This window comes from Bacillus sp. FSL W8-0770, assembly GCF_038008705.1.
Classification (GTDB): domain Bacteria; phylum Bacillota; class Bacilli; order Bacillales; family Bacillaceae_G; genus Bacillus_A; species Bacillus_A cereus.
Window position 1 is genome coordinate 4205144 of record NZ_JBBOZR010000001.1, and the last position, 26477, is coordinate 4231620.

Below are 26477 nucleotides of genomic sequence, written 5' to 3' on the forward strand. Positions count from 1 at the left end.
AAAATGCAGATAAGGATTCACCTCATCTGCATGTATCATTTACTTTTATATAAAATGAAAGACGCCTGCAAAGCAGGCGTCTTGATGCGTTTACGGCGAGAGACCAGGCGACCACATTCGCGTGTTTAGCACTTAAGCATATCTCTCGTCTTACGTAAATTAGCTCATCGCTTTGCTAATATAACATTAATAAAGTATAAGTGCAACATGTTTATAAAAATATTTTATTTCCTCTTTCATCTAAACAAATTATATGTAAATTATAAATTGATAAATGTAATATATATGTTACAATTAATGTAACAGCGAAATTATAATAAACAGGAGATGGGTAGTGTGAAAAAAATAAAGGATGAACGTCTCATTCTGCAAACGTTAAAAAACGTACGTATTGCTTTTCTTTTTCAATCACTTGGTATAATCGGTATTTTAGGCTATATCGGATTCACTGAAGGAATAGATCAAATTACGAAATCTCCATTATGGCTAGTATTTATTCTTACGAGTATGATCCTTAGTTATTTACAGTTAAGTGTTTCAATTGATGTAGAAGAAAGTGAAAAGGAGATAAAATTAACTCCTTATTACAAAATTGTTTTACGCTCTCTTATTGTAGGAATCGTTATGGCTATTATTTATATCATTTTCAGTCCAGAAAGCCCCCTATTTGAAGCTATTTTAACAGGTGGTATTCTCTTCATATGCTTTTTAGGTTCTTATTCCGTTAGTTATTTCATTAAAAAACGTCGTTTACAAGACGAAGATGAATAAAGAGGAAGGGCTCCCCCTTCCTCTTTTGTTTTGCTATCGCACTGTACCAGTTAAACCGTAACGAATGTCTCTGAACATATTTCCTATATCACGATTAAAATCGTTTGTAACTGTACCGTTACGTAGACGCGTACTCATTGCATCGACACGAGTAAACATATCATTTCTTACAGAAACATATACGTTTCTGTTTCCAACTTCATTTGCAACAGCTTGACGAATTTCGTTCGCCATCGCCGTTTCATTTGTCACTGTGTTACGTGGTTTTACCGCAATCGCTACATCGTTTCCATATACAACTGTAGACACACGGTCTACGTTATTCATACGTTTCACACGATTTGTTATTCTTTCAGCTGTTTTACCATCATTGTTAATGTATGAATTGTTCATTGTAATATTACGAGTTGGATGCGGATTAGCAATTTGTCCATTGTAATTTACATCACGGTAATAATTGTATCCTGTATCGTTACGACCATTTCTATATGTTACATAATCTGTATAACGATCATTACGCGTCACATTATCACGATACTGGTGTGTATCATTATAAGATGTACGCTCGTAATTGTAGTTACGTCCATCCATTGCATTGTTTTTTGGTGTACCACATGCAGCTAATGCACTAGTAACTAACAAAGAAGCAGCAATCACTTTTACTTTCGTATTCAATACAAAAACCCCCTCTGTTAGAATGAGCTTCTCTACTGAAAAGCTCCCTCTTATGATGAGTAACAGAGAAGGTTTTTACACTGTTAATATTTCACTGGGAATTTTCTAGCACTTCATAAAAAAACTGCATTTTCTTAATCAACAAGAATGCAAAAAAGGCGGGAATACTCCCGCCTTTTTAAACTTCTTCTTCGTCCTCTTCTTCTGAAACGGGCTCTCCAAATACATTTGGTGGATCTGGTTGATAATACATCGTTCCTGGCTGTGGTGCATATGCAGACTGAGTTGGTTGATAATATAAAGGATTCGCATATTGCGGACCGCCTGGTTGTGGACTATATAGTCTACTTTCTCCTCCGCATCCACAATCTTCCTCACCCTGCACAAGCGGCGGCATGTTATTATCCATTGGCATCATATTCTGGTTTGGCATAGACGTATGTTGCGGTTCAAACGGCGCTCCTTGCTGATATGGCATTTGATATGGATTTGGTTGTTGATAATACGGATTCGGCGGCATCATGGGCTGTTGATACGGCATTTGATAGGGCATCATATTTGGTGGTTGATTGTTATCCATAATCGGCATCATATTTGGCATTTGATTGTTATCCATAATTGGCATTATATTCGGCATTTGATTGTTATCCATGATTGGCATCATATTCGGCATTTGGTTATTATCCATAATCGGCATTATATTCGGCATTTGATTGTTATCCATAATTGGCATCATGTTCGGCATTTGATTGTTATCCATAATTGGCATCATATTCGGCATTTGATTGTTATCCATAATTGGCATCATATTCGGCATTTGATTGTTATCCATAATTGGCATCATATTCGGCATTTGATTGTTATCCATAATTGGCATTATATTCGGTGGTTGATTGTTATCCATAATTGGCATTATATTCGGTGGTTGATTGTTATCCATAATTGGCATTATATTCGGTGGTTGATTGTTATCCATAATTGGCATTATATTCGGCATTTGAATATTTGGTGGTATGACTTGTGGAATAACTACATTTTCTTTCGATACATTTGGCGATACTATATTCCCTACGTTTTCTTTCTTCACTTGTGGTGACACTATATTTCCTACATTTTCTTTTTTCACTTGTGGTGACACTATATTCCCTACATTCTCTTTCTTCACTTGCGGCGACACTACATTTCCTACATTTTCTTTTTTCACTTGCGGCGACACTATATTTCCTACATTTTCTTTTTTCACTTGTGGTGACACTATATTCCCTACATTCTCTTTTTTCACTTGTGGTGACACTATATTCCCTACATTCTCTTTCTTCACTTGCGGCGATATTATATTATTTTTTTTCGTTTGCGGAGAAATGATATTGTTAGGTTTCATTTTACTAATTTGAGGAGCAATTAACTCGCTTCCTTTTTTTATTACATCTGAAATTTTATATTCTTTTTTCGGTTTTATTGGTGGTTGTGGCGGCTGCGGTAATACATTTACCGAAAACTTCGTGTTTTCTTTTTCCGCCGGTTTTTGTTTTTCTATCACAGGTGGTTTTTGAATAACAGACGGTTTTTCAACTGGTTTTTCTTTTTGAATTGGCTGTTCTTTTTGCACCTCTTTTTGCGGCTTTACCTGCATCTCCTTCTGTGGTTTCACCTGTACTTCTTTTTGTGGCTTTACTTGCATCTCTTTCTGCGGTTTTATTTGCACTTCTTTTTGTGTTTGTTGCATAGCTGGCTGCTGTGTAATTGGTGCTGATTGATACGTAACTTCTTCCTCATCTTCTATTCCAAGCGGAGTTGGTGTTGCTGCAAATTCTTTTTGCTGCACTTCTTTTACGTATTGCTTTGGAGGCGCTGAACCTGCTCCAGCCTGTTGTTTCATGTGAACACTCTTTGATGGCACTTTAATTTTCATACCTGGCATGATTAAATCTGGATTACTAAGTTGTGTATTTGTTTTTTTCAACGTGTCAAAATCCACTCCGTACTTTTTCGCAATTTTCCAAAGGGTATCCCCTTTTTGCACGATATGAATTTTCAAATTTTCCCCCTCCTGTATAACTTATCTATAAGTAACAAATCTCATGAAGTAACTCTTTCTAAATAACATTAACTTCTTTTTACTTTTATCACTTCTTCGATTTTCAATATCATTCGAAGTGGAATAAGCATAAAGAACCACAATGATTTCTTCAAAACAATGTATGCCCATTTCGTTCTCGTTATGATTATATGTATGAAAAAAAGCAACGGGAATACCGTTGCTTTACACACGCTCTAACATACGATTTAATGCAAGAACTGCTTCTGCCGTTACTTGTTTGTCTACGCTAATAACGTTAATTTCTTCTCCTCTTTCTATCGTTTCAAGTGTCCATAATAAGTGAGGCAGATCTATTCGATTCATCGTTAAGCACGGACACATAAATGGATTAAGCGAAACAATTTCTTTATCTGGATGTTGCTGAATAATTCGATTCACTAAATTCATTTCTGTACCAATCGCCCATTTGCTACCAGATGGCGCTGATTCAATCATATCAATAATATATTTCGTTGAGCCTGCATAATCTGAAGCAGCTACAACTTCATAGCAACATTCTGGATGTACAATAATATTCATATTAGAATGATTTTTTCGTACACTCTCAATATTCTTCACTGTAAAATTTTGATGAACAGAACAATGTCCTTTCCATAAAATCACTTGAATTTCTTCTATATCCCCATCGTACTCTAATGAATCTGTGTGCGGGTCCCATACTGCCATTTTATCTAACGGGATACCTAGATCGTACGCTGTATTTCTCCCTAAATGTTGGTCTGGTAAAAAGACGAGACGTTCTTTTTGAGTAAACGCCCAAGATACCATTTGCTTTGCATTAGAAGAAGTTACTGTTGCTCCTCCGTTACGACCACAAAACGCTTTAATTGCAGCTGTAGAGTTCACATATGTTAACGGAATCATCGTATCTCCAAATAATTTAGTGAGCTCTGTCCATGCTCTTTCTGTTTGTTCAATATCTGCCATATCCGCCATCGAACAACCTGCACGCATATCTGGTAAGATGACAACTTGATCATCTGTAGTTAACATATCTGCTGTTTCCGCCATAAAGTGTACCCCGCAAAACACAATGTATTTTGCGTCTTTATTGCTCGCTGCAACTTGCGCAAGTTGAAGTGAATCCCCTGCTGCATCTGAAAATTGTACCACTTCATCTTTTTGATAATGATGCCCTGGAATGAATAACATTTTCCCCATTTTCTCTTTAATTTCACGAACACGCTTTTCCATATCTTCCGTTGACATTGTGTAATAACGCTCTGGTAACATCGTTTCAATCGGCTGTACTTTTTCTAAAATACTCATATACGTTTCTCCCCCTCTAAGCCACTTTCCTTACTCTTCAATATTGAAACTAATATCAAGTGCTTTCACTGAATGTGTTAACGCTCCAAGTGAAATATAATCTACCCCTGTTTTTCCGTATTTCGATAAATCTTCAATTGTGATGCCCCCTGAAGCTTCCGTAACGATGGCACTTGGTACAATCTTTGAAAACTCCCGGATTTCATCTGGCGTACGATTATCGAACATAATAATATCCGCACCAGCAGCGACAGCCTCTCTCACCTGTTCCTCAGTTTCTGTTTCCACTTCTACCTTCACCATATGTCCTAACTTTTCTTTTACTGATGTAACAGCTTTTGTAATAGAACCAGCAAAAGCAATATGATTGTCTTTAATCATGACACCATCATATAAACCGAAGCGATGATTAAATCCACCGCCGCACACGACTGCATACTTATCAAACATACGTAGTCCTGGCATCGTTTTTCGCGTATCACAAATGCGAGTATGACTACTATCTAAAGCAAGAACCGCTTTACGCGTCATCGTCGCTATTCCACTCATACGCTGAATAACGTTTAATATAACGCGCTCTGCTGTTAATAACGATGCGATTGGACCTTGCACTGTTGCAATAATTTCTCCTTTTTCTACAAGATCCCCATCTTTTTTATGAAGCTCTATTTCAATTCTCTCATCAATTAATTTAAATCCTGATTCAATTACTAAACATCCTGCAAAGACCCCTGTATCCTTCGCAAGAAACGTTCCTTTCGAAAGCAAGTTATCTGGAAAAATAAGCTGAGATGTTACATCTCTTTCTCCTATATCTTCTAAAAAAAATCGGTTTAATGCTTCTTTAACTTTTATCGTGTTCATAAAGCCCCTCTTCCCCTCATCACACAAGTTGTAGTTTTCTCTTTACTCGAACAATCTCTTTCTTTCCTATATTTCTATCTGGATAATCACTCCGGTAATGCCCGCCAATACTTTCTTCTCTTTGCAAGGCTGACACAACTATAAGCTCACAAACCGTTAACATATTAATAAGCGTTATCTCTTCATTCGTAAGAACATCATGTTGTAATATCATATTTCGAACACCATACTTACTAAACCATCTCTTCGCATAAGATAAACTTTGCTCTGTTCGCACAATCCCAACATATTTCATCATGCATTTTTGTATTTCTTCTTTTGTCGGTAAATGATTCAGAACGATAAACTTTTCTTCCTTTTCAGCTAGCATGTTCACCTTTTCTTTTGTCTCTCTAGATAAAATGTGTCGTCCGATTCTTTTTCCAAACACAAGACCTTCTAATAATGAATTACTCGCTAATCTATTTGCACCATGAACTCCGTTACAAGCTACTTCACCGACTGCGTATAAGTTCGGAATAGACGTCTCTCCATCACAGTTCGTTTTCACGCCGCCCATGTGAAAATGAGTACCAGGCACGACTGGAATAAGTTTTTTATTTATATCGACTCCATTTGTTTTACATATCGATGACACGGTCGGAAAGCGTTGTTCAAAGTTTTGAATCATTTCGATGTTTAAGTACACTTTTTCACCCGCAAGTAGCTGTTCATGAATAGCCCGTGCGACTACATCACGAGGTGCTAGATCCTGTTCGGAATGTATATCCATCATAAAACGCTGCCCTTTTCCATTTATAAGGACAGCTCCTTCTCCGCGAACAGCTTCGGACACGAGGCCGGAACAACGCCCACCCGCGTATAACATCGTCGGATGAAATTGTATAAACTCTAAATCTACAAGCTCTCCGCCTGCACGGTACACCATTGCAAGTCCATCGCCTGTAATCGTCTCATCATTAGAAGTAAAGGCGTATAAACCGCCAATACCGCCTGAAGCTAACACCGTACAATCTGCATTGTAACGTTTCAATTCTCCTTTATTGTTGCGAGTTAAAGCCCCAACACATTTATCTTTTTCTATAATAAAATCGAGCACCATTTCCTGTTCCACTACCGTAACGTATGGAGCTACTTCTTGAATAAGATGCTCTAATAAATTCTTTCCTGTTGCATCGCCACCTGCATGTAAAATACGACGTTTTCGATGCGCTCCTTCTTTTCCAAGATGAGGACCTGTTTCATCTCCATCAAATTTCATTCCTCTTTCAATAAGGTTATTAATTTCTTTCGGTCCCTCCTCGACTAAATAACGGACCACTTCTTCATTGTTATAATGACACCCTGCTACTAATGTATCTTCAAAATGATCATTAGGATTGTCATATGTAGCTACCGCTGCGGCAATTCCACCTTGAGCTAAATGTGTATTATTATTACGTTTCGTCTCCTTTGTGATAATAATCACATTCTTTTCGTGACAAATCTCTTTTGCAACACGAAGTGCCGCAACACCACTTCCAATAATTAAGACATCTGCACTTGGCATAATTGTTGCCTCCTACTTTACACTTTCCAACTGTCTTGACACCTATATTTACATAGTTTTAAAATAATGACAAGAGTTTTTTTATAATTCTTATTTTCACTACCATTTAAAAAGTAAAAGAACTGTAACTCTTACTAGAGAGAGGAACTTACATGATGATATATCTTGACTATGCAGCTACTACACCTATGAGCGAGGAAGCGTTACAAACATATATGAAAGCAGCGTCGCAATACTTCGGAAATGAACAAAGTTTACATGATATTGGAGGAACAGCTGCTTCTTTATTACAAGTTTGCCGAAAAACATTTGCGGAAATGATTGGAGGAAAAGAACAAGGAGTATTTTTCACAAGTGGCGGATCGGAATCAAACTATCTTGCGATTCAATCACTTCTAAATGCCCGAACTAAGAAGCATATTATTACGACACCTATGGAACATGCATCCATTCGAAGTTATTTTCAATCTCTAAAATCAAAAGGCTATACGATCACTGAAATTCCTGTTGATAAAAGCGGACTCCTTTGTTTAGTAGATTTAGAGGCAGCTATTACAGAAGATACTGTGCTAGCAAGTATACAGCATGGAAACTCTGAAATCGGAACCGTTCAAAACATTACAGAAATCGGGGCACTTTTAAAAAAATATAATGTTTTATTTCATACAGATTGTGTGCAAACGTTTGGTAAACTGCCTATCCATGTTTTTGAGATGGGCATTGATAGTCTTTCTGTTTCAGCACATAAAATATACGGACCAAAAGGTGTCGGCGCTTGCTACATAAATCCGCAATCTCGCTGGGAGCAAGTATTTCCGGGAACTTCTCACGAAAAAGGATTTCGCCCAGGTACAGTGAACGTTCCCGGCATCGCATCTTTTTTAACAGCTGCTGAAAATATATTAAAAACTCAATGGGAAGAAAGTTTACGTTTTAAAGAGTTACGCTCCTACTTTTTAGGGCAAATACAAACACTTCCGCTAGAAATTGAAGTAGAAGGTCATTCTACTTCTTGTTTACCACATATTGTTGGGGTTACAATAAAAGGAATAGAAGGTCAATATACTATGCTAGAATGTAATCGCCATGGTATCGCTATTTCCACCGGAAGTGCTTGCCAAGTCGGTAAACAAGAACCTTCGAAAACTATGCTTGCAATTGGAAAAACGTATGAAGAGGCCAAACAATATGTCCGCTTCTCTTTCGGACAACAAACAACGAAAGATCAAATTGATACTACTATTCATGCACTACACACAATTGGAAATCAATTTTATAGAGGTGTTAAATCATAATGAAACAAAATGACCAAAAAAAGATTTTAGGCGAAGAAAGACGACAGCTTATCCTTCAGTGGCTTCTCGCTGCAAATGAGCCGTTATCTGGGAATGAACTATCGAAGAAGACAAACGTAAGTAGACAAGTTATCGTGCAAGATATTTCCTTGCTTAAAGCACGAAACGAACCAATTATTGCGACTGCCCAAGGCTATTTATATTTAAAACCACAAGAGAAACAACAAGCTTTTGAACGCGTAATCGTATGCCAGCACAAACCAGCAGAAGTACGTCAAGAACTTACAATGCTTGTTGACCATGGCGTTACGATTAAAGATGTAAAAGTTGAGCATCCTGTATACGGTGACTTAACAGCATCCATCATGGTAAGCAATCGCTTTGATGTAGAGCAATATTTACAAAAAATCGAAAACACAAATGCTTCCTATCTTTCACAACTAACAGATGGTATTCACTTACATACAATTGAGGCAGATTCTAAAGAAAAGTTAGATGCTGCTTGTGAGGCGTTAGATAAAGCAGGATTTCTCGTTTATTAATGTAAGGCACAGAGTTTTTATCATTCTCTGTGCTTTTTTAATGCTATAATATTGTAATCAATCGTAAAGGAGATCAAATATGGGAATTGAACTCGTTCACTTTAGCATTGGCAAACCGAAACAAATGAAATATGGCGAAGATAAAGAAATGATAACAGGTATATGTAAAGACCCTACAGAAGAGGCCTTTCTCTCAAAAGACGGATTTCGTGGTGATGACGTAGCGGATTTAAAACATCACGGCGGTCCTGATCGTGCTGTTTGTGTGTACCCACACGAGCATTACGCACTATGGGAAGAGGAATTTCAAACTACGCTTCCAGCTTCCACATTTGGCGAAAACATTACCGTAACAAATATGTTAGAGCGTGATGTTTGCATCGGAGATACATATCAACTAGGTGAAACAATCATTCAAGTGACACAAGCAAGAGTACCTTGTAGCACAATTTCAAAACGTCTTGGCATCCCTGGCATACTGCCACGCATTGTAGCAACTGGATTTACAGGCTACCTATGCCGCGTTCTTCAAGAAGGTACTGTACGTAAAGATTCTAAAATTACATTACTAGAACGTCAACCGAGCAATGTTTCTGTCTTGTTCTCTAACGAAATTTATTTTCATAATAGAAAAGATAAAGATGGTATTGAAAAAATTCTTGCCGTTCCAGAACTAGCTGATATTTGGCGTGGTCAGTTAGAAGATCGTCTTGCGAAGTTAAAATAAAGAATCACACCAGGTAAAACAGTATTGAGTCCATCATACCAGATGGACTCTTTTTATTTTCTCTTCCTTCACGTCCAAACATATAAAAATATATTTCATATTATATATGGACAACCTTTAATTCTTATATGTGAAGGGAGTGATTAATTATGGCGGATTACTTCTTAAAAAATGGAAAAAAATATTATAAGAAAAATGATCGTCCATGTAATTCTTCAAATTCAGATTCAAATAACTGTTTTATACAGAACTATACTATTTTCGGTACGGGAAATACCCCTCAAGATCTTGATATAACAACTGGAATTCCTCGAACTGTATTTGAAAACTTCACTAAAAATCATAATAAGACACTTATTAAATTTAGTTTCAGTCCTGCATTTGCAACAACGATTAGATTAACAATCGCAAGATTAAACCATCGCTCTCCACTTACATTTACCTTAATACCAGGAGATATTAAAACATTTTTAGTAGAAGATGTTGAGAGTATTACTTTCTCAGATACTGTAGCTCCATCTACACTCAATCTATTAATACAACAAACGAATTGTATTTGCTGCAGTAATTCGAACAATGATGAATCCTATTATTATAATAGTTGTAATGATGCGTACTAAAAACCCGACAAAAGAGTTATCTATTCCTAACAGAAGCCGTCCTAAATATCTTTTAGGACGGCTTCTTTATTTTGCTAGCTTAATTAATCACTTACTTCAATAGAATCGATAGCTTACTCTGCCTCAAACCGAGAAACAGCTTTTCATTTCAAACAACTTTAACAACAGCTCCCCTCTACAACCAATAAGAAGAATAACTCCCCAGCACAGTAACAGAAAAACCGAGTGCTTCAAGTTCCATCGTTACGCCTGGCAATAATACGTCATCGTATGCTTTATCAACATCGATTAAGAAAAAGTAATTTCCAAGACCTGTTTTCATCGGACGCGATTCGATTTTTGATAAGTTTAATTTTCTCCATGCGAAAGCTGATAACACTTGATATAGGGCACCTGCATAATCTGCAGGTAACGTTATCATAAGCGTCGTTTTCTCTCCGCGATTCTCTCCGTTATTCGGGAGTACTGCTTTCTTTTTCTTATGGAGTACCAAGAAACGTGTGTGATTATTTTTATGCGTATGAATACTACGTCTCACAATTGTTAATCCGTATTTTTCTGCAGCCGCTTCATTTGCAATAGCGGCAATTTTCTCTTCAGGATGTTCTTTCACATATTGCGCAGCAGCACTTGTAGATGTCATATCTCGAACAGTTACTCCTTTTAATTCTTCATTTAAAAATTTATGGCACTGTGCAATGGCATGCGGATGAGAATGCACTGCATATACTTCATCCCACACTTCTGCATACTGCGGATGTACAAGTAAATGCTGCTGAATTGGTACTGTAATTTCTCCTACAATGGAAAGCGGCTGCTCATGTACAAGGTAATCAACCGTTATATTCACTGAACCTTCTATTGCATTTTCTAACGGTACAACTGCGAAGTCTACATTTTCATTTGCAGCTGCATCTATACAATCTGGAATCGTTCGATATGGTACATGCTCTGCTTCCGGAAAAAAACGACTCACCGCCATATTTGTAAATGTTGCTTCTGGTCCTAAATAACCTACTCGAATCATCGTCTTTTCCCCTCTTTTTCGTTTTCTTACTGTTATACCATACTTTTTAATATTCTTCTATGTAAATTTCGAATATTAAAAAAAAGACTAGCGTTCGCTAGTCTAAATGTTTCTTATATTCTCTTTGAGCGAAGAAGAAATAAATGATACATGCTGCAATATAAAACAGAATGAACAAACCTACTTTTCTTAATGATCCATCCATAAAAAGCGTATTATGAAACGTATATAACGCAACTGCACTATGCATACTCCCTACTATAATTGGCGCAAAAAATAGCATACATAATTGCCAACGAGAAATTTTCCATACTTCTTCCTTCGTCATTCCAAGTTTAGAGAGTGCACCATACTGCTTTCGGTCCGATGCAATATTATGGAACCATTTAAAATAAACGATACTACATGAAGTAAGAAAGAATAATATACTAATAAATGAGCCTACAAATAGAGTAATATCACCGCCTTCTTTCATATTTACATACAACTCCATATTGCTTCGAAATGCATTATTATTATCTTGTTTCATATGTTTCCGTAAATCTTCATTTAATTTCTTCGTCTTTTCGATATTTGGTAATGTGTAGCCTCTATATATCATTGTTTCAGAATCAGGAACCTGATTTGCTATACTATCAAAATCTTCATCATTCATAACAAAGAACAGACCATTAATGTACGAAGGGTGATGGTTAAATTGAACCCCTTCTTTCTGACCGTTAAATACGAATTGATATGGTTGATTCATTACTTGCAATTGAATCTCTTTTTGATTATATACATTCGAATTATTGTATTTATTATAATAAACGAGTGTCACTGTACCTTTTTTAGGACGATACGTTTTCTGTTTTTGTTTCCTTGCTTCTTGGTTATATTCACTTTCTTTTATAAGCGGTACTATTGTTGTTTCTCCTTTACTAGACTGAAAGGATGCATACACTCCAACAAAACTCATATATTGAAAATCGTCATACCCATATTGATGCAGTAATTTTTCAACCGCACCTTCCTCAAAGACTTCATGAGTAGAAATACCTTTTTCTATGTACGAAAACGAGTGTACCCCTCCAGTTCGCCACATATCTTGCATGCTAGAAAAATATAAGAACACCGTACCTGTTGCTGTAACTACAAACGTCGTTGCCATAGACATCAGAAAGAAAAAGCGACCATTTTCCTTCATTCGATGTGACAATTGATTCACTATAAATAAATACGGATATGTATACATAATCTTTTTATTTCGCTTTATTATTTCTAACATTTGGGTAGCTCCATGTGTAAAAGAAAAGTACGTTCCAAAAAAGACAAGTATAGACACAGGGAAAAAGTATATCGCTATCGTAGCCATCGTCACTTGTAGCGCCAATGCATACCCGCCCACTAAACAAGCAAAACCGAATAAACAGAGCCACTTTGATGTTTTCTTCTCTTTTTTATCTGTTCGAAATTCTTTCAATAACCGAATGATTTTTATATTCCATATACGTAAAGCACTTATAAAAGATAACAAAATAAAAACGACCATATATGTAATAAATGTTACACCAATCGCCCTTACGTCAAATATGACAGGGAGTTCTTTCGGAAGCCCCAGTAACATACTAAATACCATAAAAAAGAGTTTTAAAAATATCATACCAAGCCCAATACCGAAAATATTCGCGAAGACCCCGATTAAAATTTGCTCGGTCATAATCACTCCTATTACGTTAGACTTCGTTGCTCCCATTAACATATATAACCCTAATTCTTTCTTACGTGCTTCTATGAAAATAGAAGTAGAGTACAAAATAAATATGACGAAAAAAGAAATGATTATAACATTACATATAATAAGTCCCCAGCGTACGTTTTGATACCACATCGTCTCTTGCATATATGGATGCACAATGACAGACATATATGCGTAAGAAGCAAATATTGCAAAACAACTACTTAAGAAAAACACTTTATAATTACGCCAATTTCCTTTTATATTTTGCAGCGCTAGTTGCCGAATGTTCATCTATCGTCCTCCTGTAACTTACTACATAGGCAAAAAGCTAGAGGTTCCCCTAGCTTTTTACGTGTTTTAAATATCCTCTTTGCGCGATCATAAAGTAAATGGCAGAAGCTAAAATGTATGCTCCAATTACAAGCGCACCTGATTTCCATAAATTAATATAAAGCATTTTCCCTAACGTATGAAGAGCAAATCCACTATGAATGGAACCGATTAAAATTGGGATAAAGAAGATAACTCCCATTTGTCGAATCGCAATTTTGCGAATTTCTTTATCTGTCATACCAATTCTCTTTAACGATTTAAATTGAATACGATCTTGTTCTTTATCGTTAAACCATTTAAAGTATGTCATACTACAAGCGAAGAAGAAGAACAGTACCGCTACGAAGAAACCGATGAACATTGTAATTGCTCCACCTTCTCTTATATCCTTATACGCAAACACTGAATTTCTCAATTCCCCTTGCTTTTCTGGTGCAATTTCATTTTTCAAATCTAATACAAGATCTTCTGTACTTTTCCAATCCTCAATATAATAACCATAATATTTTGTCTTTTCTTCATCTGGTACGAGTGTTGCATATTTCTCAAAATCTTGATCATTTACAATGAGATATTCACTATCATTAAAAACAGAATACTGCGTTGGGGCATTTAATTGAACAGACTGCTTTTGTCCGTCAATTATAAATTCATACGGTTTCGTACGATCTATCTTCATCAGTTCATTTGACATATCAACCATAACCATCGTTGCACTACCTGGTGCATTATGAACTTCTGTAGGTTGCTCTCTCTTTTGTTTGCGCACTTCTGCATTATATTCTTTTTCTGAAATAATCGTCATCGGTACTTCATGTTCACTATTAAACAACGTTATTTTCTGTGTTGCCGGTAGTTTAACGTATGTTACTTTTCGCGCATCTTCAAACCCGTGTCTCTTCACAAGCTCCTGTACCTTTTCTTCATTAATAAGGTTATGCGTATTTAACCCCTTTTCCTCATATGAAATAGCATGTGGTGTAAGTTCTACCGTTTTCGCACTCATATTTTCAAAATATACGTACAGTGTACCCACCGCTGAAGATACTACCGCCGTAATGATAGAAATTACAAATAGAAAACGAGCATTATCTTTCATTTTATAAATAAGGTTGCTAAGGACGAACATATTTGGATATGTATAAAAAGATTTTTTTCGTTTTTGTAACACCTTTAATACGACTGTACTACCTTGTGTAAATAGTAAATACGTTCCGCCAATTGTCAGTCCTACCACCGGTAAAAAGAGGATGAGGAAATTCAGAAACGTTACTTGGAAGCTAAGTACATATGCAACAATAATACATCCTATACCAACTACACATAACCATGTAAATGCAAACGGCTCTACTTTTTGCTTTCTTGCCTCTCTTAATAAATCAATAATTTGCAAGCGTCCTACTGTCCAAACACTAAACAATGATAGGATTAAAAATAGAATAAAGTATACACCAGCTGTAATAAGAACTGCTTTACTATTCCAAACAAGTGGAAGTGTCTTATCTATTTTTAATAATACGCTTAACGCTTGGAAAAATAATTTTGAACAAAGCATCCCAACCCCAATACCAACTACAATTGCAATACTACCTAACATCAGTTGCTCTAATATAATCATTCGGCCGAGCTGCGATTTCGTTCCGCCTATTAATGTTAGTAGACCAAACTCTTTTTTTCTTGCTCGTAAAAACGTTGAATTTGCATATAAAATAAAGAGTGCCGAAAAGATGACCACAATATAATTCATCGATTCTAATCCTTTTGTGATCATCTTTCTCATACTAATATTACCGCTTACGACATCTGGATGATAAATAAAAGAAGCATACATGAAAAATACGACAATTGATAAACAACTACTTATAAGAAACGCTTTATAGTTACGCCAATTTCCTTTTACGTTATTAAGCGCGAGCTGGCGAAAGTTCATGATATTCTCCTCCTAGCATCGCAAGTACGTCCAGAATTTCTTGGAAAAAGGCTTGTTTCGTTCTTCCTTTATGTATTTCCGAGAAAATTTCTCCATCGCGTATGAAAAGGATACGTTCACAATAACTAGCCGCTACTGGATCGTGCGTAACCATTGCAATCGTTACTTTCTTTTGCTCGTGTAAATCTTGCAGAGCGCCCATTAGCGATTTTGCTGACTTCGAGTCTAAGTTTCCAGTTGGCTCATCTGCTAAAATTAACGTCGGTTCATGAATGATTGCTCTCGCTGCTGCTGCACGTTGTTGTTGTCCCCCAGATACTTCGTATACTTTTTTATTTAAAATTTCTTCGATGTTTAAAAACTTCGCAATTTCCAGTACTTTCGCATCAATTTCATTTACAGATTTCTTCGCCATTACAAGTGGTAAAATAATGTTTTCTTTAATGGATAACGTATCAAGTAAATTAAAATCTTGGAAGATGAACCCTAAATGTGTACGGCGAAACTCCGCTAATTTTGCAGCACGCATTTGATTAATTTCTTCACCATTTACAAGCACATGACCTGAAGTTTGCTTATCAATTGTTGCTAATAAATTTAAAAGCGTCGTTTTCCCACTTCCTGAAGGACCCATAATCCCTACAAATTCGCCTTCTTCTATTTTAAAATTTATATCGTTTAAAGCAGTCGTCGCTACTGAACCTTTTGATTGGTACACCTTCGTTAATCCTTTTACTTCAAGAACACTCATTTCTAATCCCCCTACGTGTTTTCTTCTTACATTTACTATAAGAAAAATAAGAAAAAGAAACGAGTGATTTCCCTTACAAAACGTTTTGTTATCTTACAGTTTTGTCATTTTTCTCATCAATGTATGATATTCTTCATCTTTTGCAAATTGGAACGTGAATGTTGTCCCTTCTCCTTCAGCCGATTGGACATACATTCCATGATGTAAATTATCGCAAATTTCCTTCGTAATATATAAGCCCATCCCAGTCGCTTCTCTCGTTTTACGTCCATTTATTCCCGTAAAAAATGGATCAAATATGCGCTTTACGTCTTGCTCTGGAATACCAATTCCATTGTCCTTAATATGTAATAACACCTTTTGATTTTTCTCTTCAATTTGAAATTGAATTTCTTTTTTCTCTGCCGCTGAAATTTTTGTATACTTGATTGCGTTTACAACAATTTGACCTATAGCAATACTCAGCCATTTTCTATCAGATGCAACCATACAAGTATCTTCTTCAAACATCACTTTCGGAAATACAGACGATTGAATAAAGGATTTCCGATTTTCATTAATAATCCCTCGCACGACATCTATAACATTTACTACTTCTACCTTATAATCTTTCGCAAACTGCTCTAGTCTTGCCATATGTAACGCTAAATCTAAACCATTTAGTATACGGTTATTTTCTTCACGAATACTTTCAACTGTTGCCCTTGCCTCACGATGCTCTTTGCCAAACTTTTGCAGCAATAATTCAATAACAGATACTGGTGTTTTCATTTGGTGAATCCATTGGTTCATAAATATCATTTGCTGTTGCTCTTTCGCATGCTGTTTATGAACTTCATTCATATATTGCTGTCTTAATAACGTAAAAGATTCAACGACCATTTCTTGCTCTGATGTATAAGATTCATCAATAAGTAAAGAGTCATGTAATGTATTTCCACCAGTAACATACTTTTCGATCCTCTTTAAAAACACACTCCGTTTTCGGTAATCGTAAATGAGGTATACAGTAAACACAACTGTTCCTAATAAAAGTCCATATAACCACGTACTCCAATCAATGGATTTCTTTTCTAAAAGACTTTGCAGCTGTAAAACGAGCCCAAATAAACAAAGGCTAACAATATAAGAAAGAATTAAAGAAAAGCGGTCCATAAGGTAATTTTTAACCTTCATGCCCTTCGCCCCACTCCGTAAAAAGCGCATAACCATATCCACGTTTCGTTACAATTGCATTTTTAATGCCTAACTCCTCTAGTTTCTTCCTTACACGCTTTACATTTACGGTTAATGTATTATCATCCACAAATGCTACTTCATCCCATAGAGCTTCTAACAGTTCTTCACGCGTTACATATTGATTCACCTGTTTCATTAAACACTCTAATAAGTAAAACTCATTTTTTGTCAGTTCAGTTTGTTGTCCTTGCCACTCAACAATATGCTGAGACGGGAATAACAACAGTCCATTTACACCTAAACAATCACTCTCAGCGGCAGAAGCATACTCTCCGTAACCACGGCGAAGTGCACTCTTCACCTTTGCCATTACGATATCTAAATGGAATGGCTTCGTAATATAATCATCGCCGCCATTTTCAATCGCCATTACTTGATCCATTTCTCCTGTTCTTGCAGAAACAAAAATAATTGGTGCATTCGATACAGTACGAATTTGACGACACCAATAAAAACCGTCAAAGTACGGTAAATTAATATCAAGTAACACGAGATGAGGATTCACTTTTACAAACTCATCTTTTATTTGACGTAAATCACTTGCTCTAAATGATTGATAGCCATATCTTTCTAAATGCTCTTCTAATATTCCCGCGATTTTCTCATCATCTTCTACAATTAATATTTTATACATGTTCATTTTCTCCCCATAAAAAAATTCTTCTAAAACCACTCCCCTTTTTATTATAAATTGAAAATTTAATTAGTGGGGATTTTTTCCTATATAAATCCGATTTTTACGATATAAAAAAAGACTGCCGTATTTCGGCAGTCTTAATCGATAAATTCAAATTCATATTCAAGAATTTTTACAATATCTCCGTCTTTCGCACCACGTGCACGAAGCGCTTCATCAATACCCATTCCGCGCATTTGACGAGCGAAACGACGTATAGATTCATCACGTGAGAAGTCTGTCATTTTGAATGTCTTCTCAATATCGTAACCAGAGATAACAAACGTGCCATCACTTTCACGTGTAATTTCAAATTTAACACCTTCAGTATCAAATTTGTACATTACACTTGTATCAGACTCATCCGCAACTTCATGTATTGGGAATTCTGGTGTTGTTTCTATTAAGTTCGCTACTTCAAACAGTAAGTCACGAACACCTTGTCTTGTTACAGCTGAGATTGGGAAGATTTTTACTTCGTCTCCCACTTTCTCTTTAAATGCTTGTAAGTTTTCTTCTGCATCTGGCATATCCATTTTGTTTGCAACAACAACTTGTGGACGCTCAGTTAAGCGAAGATTGTATTCTTTTAATTCATTATTAATCGTTACGTAATCTTCATATGGATCACGGCCTTCTAAACCAGACATATCAATAACATGCACGATTACACGTGTACGCTCAATATGACGTAAGAATTGGTGTCCAAGTCCGACGCCAGCATGTGCGCCTTCAATTAGTCCTGGAAGGTCAGCCATAACGAAGCTGCGGTTATCACCCGTTTCAACAACACCAAGATTTGGAACGATTGTTGTGAAATGATACTCTGCAATTTTCGGACGCGCTGATGATACAACAGATAATAATGTAGATTTACCTACACTTGGGAATCCAACAAGTCCAACGTCTGCTAGTACTTTAAGTTCTAGAATAACATCACGCTCTTGACCTGGTTCCCCGTTCTCAGCGATTTCTGGCGCTGGGTTCGTAGCTGTTGCAAAACGTGAGTTACCACGGCCACCGCGGCCACCTTTTGCAATTACAGCAGTTTGTCCATGCGTTACTAAATCGGCAAGAATTTGACCAGTTTTTTCATCTTTTACTACTGTTCCTGGCGGAACCTTTACAAGTAAATCTTCAGACTTACGTCCGTGCTGACCTTTACTCATTCCGTGCTGACCGCGATCAGCTTTGAAATGACGTTGGTAGCGGAAGTCCATTAATGTACGTAAGCCTTCCTCAACTACGAAAACAACATCTGCACCTTTACCACCGTCGCCACCTGCTGGGCCACCTTTTGGTACATACTTCTCACGACGATACGCAACCATACCATTACCACCGTCGCCGCCTTTTACATATATCTTGACCTGATCTACAAACATTATTTCACCACACTTTTTTCAATTGGTTGTAATATAACTGAGACTTCTTCGTCTCGCACTGTATAAGAAATGGAACACCATTTATTGTTTTGGATCGCAAGCCAATTCTGTAGTTCTTCTACACTCGTTAGCTTACCACGAAAATCAAAAAAGAAACGAGCATTATCCGCGTCACATTCAATTGTGATACAAACATAATTTTCAACATATACGTCTAAACTATGCTGAAGCATCGAGAAAAATTGATTCGTCCATGTACATACAGTCTCATCTAAGTGAGATAAGTTATGTAATTTCCCTAATACTTCGTACTCCAATAAGCACGGCTGCTGTTTCCAATTATATGTTAAAATCCACTCTGAAAATAAAGGCATTGATAGCCCCATCAGATTGGATTCTTGTCTCGCTTCTTGGACAAAACGATCGATGAGACTATGAATTTCTTCCACTTTTCCAAGGGAAAGGTTTCCTTTCACCATCTGCATACGATTGAGCCAATCATGTCTTGAATGGCGCAATGCATCTATAATTGTCCATTTTTCATTCATTTAGATACCCCTTAATATAGAAAAACTCTAACCTGCACTCAGGTTAGAGTTTTCCGTGAGTTCTTATGCTTCTTGAGCAACAGGATATACGCTCACTTGTTTGCGGTCACGACCAAGACGCTCAAAGCGTACTACGCCGTCAACTTTCGCGTATAAAGTGTCATCGCCACCACGACCAACGTTAACACCTGGATAAATTTTTGTACCGCGTTGACGGTAAAGAATTGAACCACCTGTAACCGTTTGACCATCTGCGCGTTTAGCACCAAGACGTTTTGACTGAGAGTCACGACCGTTCTTTGTACTACCTACACCTTTCTTAGATGCGAAAAACTGAAGATCTAATCTTAACATACGTTACACCTCCTGCACTTTTTCTATTAAACGGATATACTTTCCGTAATCAAGTTCGATCGTCTTAAGCGAAACAACTAATCCTTCTAAAAGCGTTTGTGCTTTTTCTGCTGTATGAACGTCTAAATCATTAGGCAATTCATACGTTAAGAATCCGCCATCACTTCCGAGTTCAATAGTTGCTTGCACATTACAAAGTTCTTCCACTGCATTTATAGAACCAAACACAACCGCTGTAGTTCCAGCACAGACAAGGTCTTGTCCATGTGGCGCATAATCGGCATGTCCAGTCATTTTAAATGATTGGATACTTCCTAATTTCGTGCGACTTATCGTAATTTTAATCATGTTAACCAGAATTAAGCGTTGATAGCTTCAACAACTAGCTTAGTGTAAGGTTGACGATGACCTTGTTTCTTACGATTGTTCTTTTTCGCTTTGTATTTGAAAACGATAATTTTCTTAGCGCGACCTTGTTTTTCAACTTTCGCAGTAACTGTTGCACCTTCTACAACTGGGCTACCAACTTTAACGTTTTCGCCACCAACGAAAAGAACTTTGTCAAAAGTAACAGTTTCACCAGCTTCAACATCTAATTTTTCAATGTAGATTGCTTGACCAGCTTCAACTTTAATTTGTTTTCCACCTGTTTCGATAATTGCGTACATACTTGCACCTCCTCTTAATTACTAAGACTCGCCAAAAACGAGGTAGACATAAATGCCTTTAGGGAACCTGTCTTGTGCGGTTGTAGCATATAGCCGTTTAGGTGCTATAAACTATAACATAAAGATGTTATCATGAATCATAGACGGTTGTCAATAAATGTTCTGCTAACTATTTTTTCCGCTCTACAATTTCTTTTTTACTTCCAAAACGAACGATAGCATACTTTTCGATATTATCATCTTTGAAATAAATTTCAAATGGAATATTTTTTTGTAATTCTTTTTGCAAAAACTGTTTTTGCAGTTCTTTAGGCGCAGCGATTAATACCGCTTCATCTTCTATATTGCCATATGTGATTAGTTCTCTCTCTAACTCATACGCAATTGTTTCATGCGACATCACATAACCCGTCGCTTTGCAAGGTACACACTCTTTTAATAATACGTCCCGTAAAGAATGCTTTTTACGTTTACGTGTCATTTCCAAAATCCCTAGCTCCGTAAAGCCGAGCACCCTTGTATATGTGCGGTCATCTTGCATAGCAGCTATGAGACATTCTCTTACCTTTTCTTTATCTTCTCTTTTTTTCATATTAATAAAATCAATTAATATCATACCACCAATATCACGAAGTCTTAATTGGCGTGCAATTTCTTCAGCTGCCATCTCATTTGTGCGAAGTACTGTATCTTGTAAATTTTGTTTTCCCGTAAACTTGCCCGTATTCACATCAATTACAGTCATCGTCTCCATTTGTTCTACAATTAAATAAGCACCATTTGGAAGCCACACAATTTTTTGGAGTGCTTTCTCAATTTCACGCTCTATTCCAAAATGGTTAAACATCGAAGACTTTTCATTATAAAAAGATACTTTTTCTTTTCCAACTTTGTCTTCTAATTCTTTTACTATACTTCTTGTATCTACAACTACTTTTTCAATGGTTTCAATTGGATTCTCTTGAAATACACGATCTAAAAAGGTCGCCGGTCGATGAAGTAATAACGGCGCCTTTCCTTGGCCCTCTTTTCTTTTTAACGCTTCATACAACTGTTGTAACTCTTGCATTTCAGCTTGTATTTCTTCAATTGCTCCTTTTTCAGAAGCAGAACGGAAAATGTATCCCCCCGTTCCCTCTATTTCAATTTGGAGTAACTGTTGTCTTCTTTTATTATTTTTTATTTTTCGAGAAACAGCGCGCATCTCATCAAACGGCATATAAACGACATATTTCCCGGTAAATTCTATATTCGCTGTCAATTTAGGCCCTTTCGTATCAATTGCCTCTTTTACAACTTGTACGAGTATCGCTTGCCCTTCATGTATACGATAAGAAGATGGTACATCATCGTATGAAAGGTAAGCATGTTTTTCTAAACCGATGTTTACAAAAGCTGCATTCATTCCAGCAATTGTTCTTACGACACGTCCAACATAAATATGCCCAACAATCTCTTGCTCTTCATTACGTTTCCATAAAAACTCAACAATTTTTTTCTTCTCTTCAATTGCAACCCGCTTTTCCGAACCAGCGTAATTCACATATAACGTTTTCAAAATTATTTCCTCACTTTATAATCTTCTTTGCTTTTACAATAATAAAAGGTTAGTGCTATCGTCAACACTAACCGATTAATTCTTCAACTGATGAAGTTGTTCGTTTTTCAGTAAAATATGCATAGAGCAATTCATTTTCATCCAATGTGTAATGCTCTTTATATTTTCCACGGACGATAATAGAATGCTTATATCCTCTACGAAATTTTGTGAAGATCGTATATAAACGATCTTCCGTTTGCACTTCAATAGGTGCAATCTTTTCGATTCCTCTTTTGTTTCCATAATAACGTTCTAATAAAAAACGCATAAATGCATACCGTCTTTGTTTCCACTCTTGATATAATGACACTGCTAAAAATATGAGTAGTACCCACATCATAATATTGTTACTATTCCAGAGTAACTGCCATCCTAATATTACACCAAAAAAAACACATGACAATTGCATCATCTTTTCATGTGCTTGTAAATAAGGGAAACGATATGATAATACATTAAACAATACTTTCCCGCCATCTAACGGCCAAATAGGGAGTAAATTAAATGCTAAAATAATTATATTATTCCACATAAAGAAATAATATAAATCTGTATTCAGCCAACCGGCTTCGAACAACATGTAACCTACCAGCATCATCCAAACATGTTGAATCGGTCCTGCAATTACGACAACAAGTTCCTCTTTCAATGACTTATTACCATGTTCCTCAAGCTCGGCAACGCCACCAAACGGCAAAAGCTGAATTCTTTTTATACGCCAATTATAGTGTGCTGCTGCAAAAGCATGCCCAAGTTCATGAATAAGAACAATACAAAATAACAGTAGTAACTCTTTAAAACGCGCAGTAAAAATACCAATGACAATAATAACCCAAAATAATGGATGCACGGAAATTTTCGTTAAAACGTCCCTATATTTAATCAAATGATATCACCTGGATCGGATCAATAAATTTTTCATTCTTTTTTATCGCGAAATAAAACTTTCCATTTTTATCATTTGTATCATTACTCACCGTTCCAATTTTTTGTTTCTTTGAAACGTAATCATATAATTTCACTGACATATCGTTTAAGTTTGCATACCATGACTCCGTACCATCTGCATGTTGAATTTGAACTGTATTTCCAAGTTCCTCTTTCTTGCCTGCAAAAACAACTAACCCTTCATTTACTGACTCCACTTTTGCATTTGTAGCTGTTTGGACAAATACACCTTGGCCATTTTTTTGAAACCCTTGCATTACCTTTCCAGAAGCAGGAATTGCATAATCTTTTTGCTGAATACTTCCTTCTTTTTTCTCGTTCGGCGAATAGAATACGAGCGGTTTTCCAAATTGCTTTTCGTACCATTTCGCTACAGTAGCAAACTGAAATTCCTCTTTCATCACTTTTTCTGTAACAGCTTTAGCTCCATTGAATGAAGAAGGAGCATTCTTATATAAAATAGCAACCGAAAGAACTAATATTGCTGATAATAAAACTTTGAAGAAAAAGACTTCCTTTCGAAATAAAGGATGCATTTCCTTTTCTCCATCTTCAATAAATACCGCTTCACTATCAAAATTCCCTCCGTTAAAATACTGCTCTTCCTCCATCCTTTCTTGCTCGGCCTTCCTTTTTGCAATCCGCTTTTTAATTTCTTCTACGCGTCTATTCTTCATACTGTCTCCTTTCTTTCGTTAAGCTAATTTCATTAGAAACAGTTGTATACAGTTTGTACATATGTATGAGCTAAGAAAGAAAGATATTCGTGTGAAGAAAAAAGAAAGCACCTCGCATATGTGCGAAGTGCTCTTAACGGATTCCAAAGAAGTTTTTCACCTTTGCAAATACCGATACCTTTTCTTGTTCAAATGCTTGTAATGGTACATTCTCACCTAACAAGCGTCTTGCAATATTACGATAAGCCAACGCTGCTTTTCCGCTTGGTTGCAACGCCACAGGTTCACCTGTATTTGTAGCTCGAATAACTTCATCGTCATCTTCGACAACACCAAGAAGCTCGATTGACAATGTACGTACAATTTCATCAACATCTAACATATCCTGTTCATGAAGCATATGACTACGTACACGGTTAATAACAAGTTTCGGTGGTTCAATATCCTCTTTTTCTAAAAGCCCAATAATACGATCCGCATCGCGCATTGAGGATACTTCTGGAGTCGTAACAACGATTGCTTTATCCGCACCAGCTACCGCATTTTTAAATCCCTGCTCAATCCCCGCAGGACAATCGATTAATATGTAATCATAATCTTGACGTAATACTTGTATTAATTCATCCATTTGTTCAGGTGTTACCGCTGATTTATCACTCGTTTGTGCTGCAGGTAATAAATAAAGATCATCAAAACGTTTGTCTTTAATAAGAGCCTGAGGTAAACGGCAACGCCCTTCAACGACATCAACAAGATCAAATACAATACGATTTTCCAGCCCCATTACTACGTCTAAATTTCGAAGACCGATATCTGTGTCAATTAAGCACACTTTCTTTCCAGATAACGCTAGGGCCGTACCAATGTTCGCAGATGTAGTAGTTTTACCTACTCCGCCTTTTCCAGATGTAATTACTATTGCCTCTCCCACAGCTATACAATTCCCCTTTCTAACTTTGTTAAATTAGGTCTAAGATGAGTGAGAAGTTGCAGGCGATCGACAACAATGTGATTGTTCTCATTAATATACGCACATTCTGCCGCCTCCGCTCCGTCTTCTTTCTCTTCCGGAGCCCGCATTGCCACATCACTAATTCGAAGTTGCATCGGGTTCATAACAGATGCAGCGATTACAGCATCCGAATCCCCATAATACCCAGCATGTGCAATTCCTCTTAATGATCCTACGACAAAAATATTCCCCCCAGCGATAACCGTTCCGCCTGGATTAACATCTCCAATTAACAACAAATTTCCTTTTACATGTAAAACTTGTCCAGAGCGAACAATTTTGGAAATAGGGACAATTTCTGTTTCTTCTTTCCAAGCTATTGCTTCTGCTTTAGTGATAACATCACTTTCAATTGAATCCACAACAAGATTCTTTTTATTACGAATTAACGTACGAATCTCTTCTTGTTGGACTTCTGTTAAATAACGATTTCCTACTTTCACATGCACTTCAATTAGAGAGCGTCCATCACCATCGTAGTAATGTGTAGAAAGTTTTTCGTCTAATTCCACCAATAATTCTGAGAATGAACAACAATCATCTAAATGAAGCGTTATCCCATCTTTTGTCCCTTTTATCGTTACATTTTGTTGCTTTTTTTCTTCCACTAAAGTTCACCCCACCGATTCAATTCGACATAAAATTAGAAAATCCTTTTTTCTTTTTCTTCCATCGCTTTTGAAAGACGCACTATATATCGTCTCAGTGGGAAACAAACTATCAATAAGAAAATAGCATTTAACAATAAAGTAGAAAGGAGACGATCTGTGAAAAAGACATACGCTGGCATATGAGTACGTCCTAATAAAGTTAAGAATCCATACACATAATACTCTAGTGCTACAACACTAGCTAATATGATAGAAACAACAATAAATAAATTCAATTGTAGTACTTTCATCACACTATATACTAAATAAGCTAAAATCGGATAAGCAAAAATATATATCCCGACAAGTTCTGTGTATACGGTATCAAATAAGAAGCCAAATAATAGTCCGTAATAAATCCCTTGGACCGGACTATAATACACTGTAATAAAACATAATACGATTATAAAGAAATGCGGTGCTGCTATGCTGTCTTTCCAAAACACATCCGTTGGAACAACAGTAGCAAACATATTTTCAAATAGAAACACAAAAAGGAGCAAAAGAGGAAGAGCTGCTCTTTTTAATATCTTCATCATCTCTTCT

The 26477-nt window shown here is 36.5% G+C and carries 26 protein-coding genes, 1 pseudogene and 1 other annotated feature; of the genes and pseudogenes, 5 read left to right on the plus strand and 22 right to left on the minus strand.

Annotated elements, in window-relative coordinates:
• Positions 1–336: 336 nt before the first annotated feature.
• Entirely contained in the window at positions 337–771 is a 435-nt protein-coding gene (locus NST27_RS21660; protein WP_000721244.1) for a hypothetical protein, read from the plus strand.
• Positions 772–804: 33 nt separating this feature from the next.
• Here NST27_RS21660 and NST27_RS21665 read toward each other — a convergent pair whose 3' ends face one another.
• The 5 genes and pseudogenes from NST27_RS21665 to nadB all read right to left on the minus strand — a co-directional run bounded on the left by NST27_RS21665 (position 805) and on the right by nadB (position 7229).
• Entirely contained in the window at positions 805–1446 is a 642-nt protein-coding gene (locus tag NST27_RS21665) for a YhcN/YlaJ family sporulation lipoprotein (protein ID WP_001093541.1), read from the minus strand.
• 1881 nt (positions 1447–3327) lie between these two features.
• Positions 3328–3484, minus strand: a pseudogene (safA, locus tag NST27_RS29640) (SafA/ExsA family spore coat assembly protein); the annotation flags it as partial.
• Positions 3485–3709: 225 nt separating this feature from the next.
• Positions 3710–4816, minus strand: coding sequence for a quinolinate synthase NadA (gene nadA / locus NST27_RS21675; protein WP_000025306.1), 1107 nt, complete (start codon positions 4814–4816; stop codon positions 3710–3712).
• A gap of 30 nt (positions 4817–4846) precedes the next feature.
• Complete coding sequence (nadC, locus tag NST27_RS21680; RefSeq protein ID WP_001092207.1) at positions 4847–5680, minus strand: carboxylating nicotinate-nucleotide diphosphorylase; 834 nt, start codon at positions 5678–5680, stop codon at positions 4847–4849.
• Between the two features lie 19 nt (positions 5681–5699).
• Entirely contained in the window at positions 5700–7229 is a 1530-nt protein-coding gene (gene nadB / locus NST27_RS21685; RefSeq protein ID WP_001138536.1) for an L-aspartate oxidase, read from the minus strand.
• A 152-nt stretch (positions 7230–7381) separates the two neighbouring features.
• Here nadB and NST27_RS21690 point away from each other — a divergent pair, with 152 nt between their 5' ends.
• The 4 genes from NST27_RS21690 to NST27_RS21705 all read left to right on the plus strand — a co-directional run bounded on the left by NST27_RS21690 (position 7382) and on the right by NST27_RS21705 (position 10413).
• Positions 7382–8524 carry an IscS subfamily cysteine desulfurase gene (locus tag NST27_RS21690; RefSeq protein ID WP_000973759.1) on the plus strand — a complete coding sequence of 381 codons (1143 nt, stop codon included), beginning with the start codon at positions 7382–7384 and terminating at the stop codon, positions 8522–8524.
• The gene (locus NST27_RS21695; protein ID WP_000812240.1) at positions 8524–9066 is read left to right on the plus strand and encodes a transcription repressor NadR; all 543 of its coding nucleotides are present in this window, start codon (positions 8524–8526) and stop codon (positions 9064–9066) included. The genes NST27_RS21690 and NST27_RS21695 overlap by 1 nt, the downstream gene beginning before the upstream one ends.
• Before the next feature lie 79 nt (positions 9067–9145).
• Entirely contained in the window at positions 9146–9793 is a 648-nt protein-coding gene (locus tag NST27_RS21700) for an MOSC domain-containing protein (RefSeq protein ID WP_000510668.1), read from the plus strand.
• Positions 9794–9942: 149 nt separating this feature from the next.
• Complete coding sequence (locus NST27_RS21705; protein WP_000796368.1) at positions 9943–10413, plus strand: hypothetical protein; 471 nt, start codon at positions 9943–9945, stop codon at positions 10411–10413.
• Positions 10414–10588: 175 nt separating this feature from the next.
• On the opposite strand, the gene pheA is transcribed toward NST27_RS21705, so the two are convergent.
• The 17 genes from pheA to mreD all read right to left on the minus strand — a co-directional run bounded on the left by pheA (position 10589) and on the right by mreD (position 26470).
• Entirely contained in the window at positions 10589–11440 is an 852-nt protein-coding gene (gene pheA, locus NST27_RS21710; protein WP_000621701.1) for a prephenate dehydratase, read from the minus strand.
• A 97-nt stretch (positions 11441–11537) separates the two neighbouring features.
• Positions 11538–13451 (minus strand): ABC transporter permease, encoded by a 1914-nt coding sequence (locus tag NST27_RS21715; protein ID WP_001026365.1) that lies wholly within the window; start codon positions 13449–13451, stop codon positions 11538–11540.
• 49 nt (positions 13452–13500) lie between these two features.
• Positions 13501–15423, minus strand: a complete 1923-nt coding sequence (locus tag NST27_RS21720; protein WP_001011425.1) for an ABC transporter permease — start codon at positions 15421–15423, stop codon at positions 13501–13503.
• Entirely contained in the window at positions 15398–16174 is a 777-nt protein-coding gene (locus NST27_RS21725; RefSeq protein WP_000114529.1) for an ABC transporter ATP-binding protein, read from the minus strand. Before NST27_RS21725 ends, NST27_RS21720 begins: the two co-directional genes overlap by 26 nt.
• Before the next feature lie 93 nt (positions 16175–16267).
• Positions 16268–17350, minus strand: coding sequence for a HAMP domain-containing histidine kinase (locus NST27_RS21730; RefSeq protein WP_000865401.1), 1083 nt, complete (start codon positions 17348–17350; stop codon positions 16268–16270).
• Positions 17340–18047, minus strand: a complete 708-nt coding sequence (locus NST27_RS21735) for a response regulator transcription factor (RefSeq protein ID WP_001986640.1) — start codon at positions 18045–18047, stop codon at positions 17340–17342. The genes NST27_RS21730 and NST27_RS21735 overlap by 11 nt, the downstream gene beginning before the upstream one ends.
• A 140-nt stretch (positions 18048–18187) precedes the next feature.
• Entirely contained in the window at positions 18188–19474 is a 1287-nt protein-coding gene (gene obgE / locus NST27_RS21740) for a GTPase ObgE (protein WP_000497127.1), read from the minus strand.
• Complete coding sequence (locus NST27_RS21745) at positions 19474–20022, minus strand: sporulation initiation phosphotransferase B (protein WP_001003582.1); 549 nt, start codon at positions 20020–20022, stop codon at positions 19474–19476. The genes obgE and NST27_RS21745 overlap by 1 nt, the downstream gene beginning before the upstream one ends.
• A 63-nt stretch (positions 20023–20085) precedes the next feature.
• Positions 20086–20376, minus strand: coding sequence for a 50S ribosomal protein L27 (gene rpmA / locus NST27_RS21750; protein ID WP_000944958.1), 291 nt, complete (start codon positions 20374–20376; stop codon positions 20086–20088).
• 3 nt (positions 20377–20379) lie between these two features.
• The gene (locus NST27_RS21755; protein ID WP_002001054.1) at positions 20380–20724 is read right to left on the minus strand and encodes a ribosomal-processing cysteine protease Prp; all 345 of its coding nucleotides are present in this window, start codon (positions 20722–20724) and stop codon (positions 20380–20382) included.
• Between the two features lie 11 nt (positions 20725–20735).
• A complete protein-coding gene (gene rplU / locus NST27_RS21760; protein ID WP_000270907.1) occupies positions 20736–21044 on the minus strand; it encodes a 50S ribosomal protein L21 in 309 nt (102 codons plus the stop codon).
• 14 nt (positions 21045–21058) lie between these two features.
• Positions 21059–21136, minus strand: a sequence feature (ribosomal protein L21 leader region).
• Between the two features lie 77 nt (positions 21137–21213).
• The gene (locus NST27_RS21765; RefSeq protein ID WP_000855485.1) at positions 21214–22602 is read right to left on the minus strand and encodes an Rne/Rng family ribonuclease; all 1389 of its coding nucleotides are present in this window, start codon (positions 22600–22602) and stop codon (positions 21214–21216) included.
• Positions 22603–22669: 67 nt separating this feature from the next.
• Positions 22670–23530, minus strand: a complete 861-nt coding sequence (gene spoIVFB / locus NST27_RS21770) for a stage IV sporulation intramembrane metalloprotease SpoIVFB (RefSeq protein WP_000599054.1) — start codon at positions 23528–23530, stop codon at positions 22670–22672.
• Entirely contained in the window at positions 23523–24269 is a 747-nt protein-coding gene (gene spoIVFA / locus NST27_RS21775) for a stage IV sporulation protein SpoIVFA (protein ID WP_000797471.1), read from the minus strand. The genes spoIVFB and spoIVFA overlap by 8 nt, the downstream gene beginning before the upstream one ends.
• A gap of 133 nt (positions 24270–24402) precedes the next feature.
• Positions 24403–25200: a septum site-determining protein MinD gene (gene minD, locus NST27_RS21780; RefSeq protein ID WP_000503309.1), complete on the minus strand. Its 798-nt coding sequence runs from the start codon at positions 25198–25200 to the stop codon at positions 24403–24405.
• Positions 25201–25202: 2 nt separating this feature from the next.
• Complete coding sequence (gene minC, locus NST27_RS21785) at positions 25203–25889, minus strand: septum site-determining protein MinC (RefSeq protein ID WP_000391525.1); 687 nt, start codon at positions 25887–25889, stop codon at positions 25203–25205.
• A 35-nt stretch (positions 25890–25924) separates the two neighbouring features.
• The gene (gene mreD / locus NST27_RS21790) at positions 25925–26470 is read right to left on the minus strand and encodes a rod shape-determining protein MreD (protein WP_000975766.1); all 546 of its coding nucleotides are present in this window, start codon (positions 26468–26470) and stop codon (positions 25925–25927) included.
• Between the last annotated feature and the right edge of the window lie 7 nt (positions 26471–26477).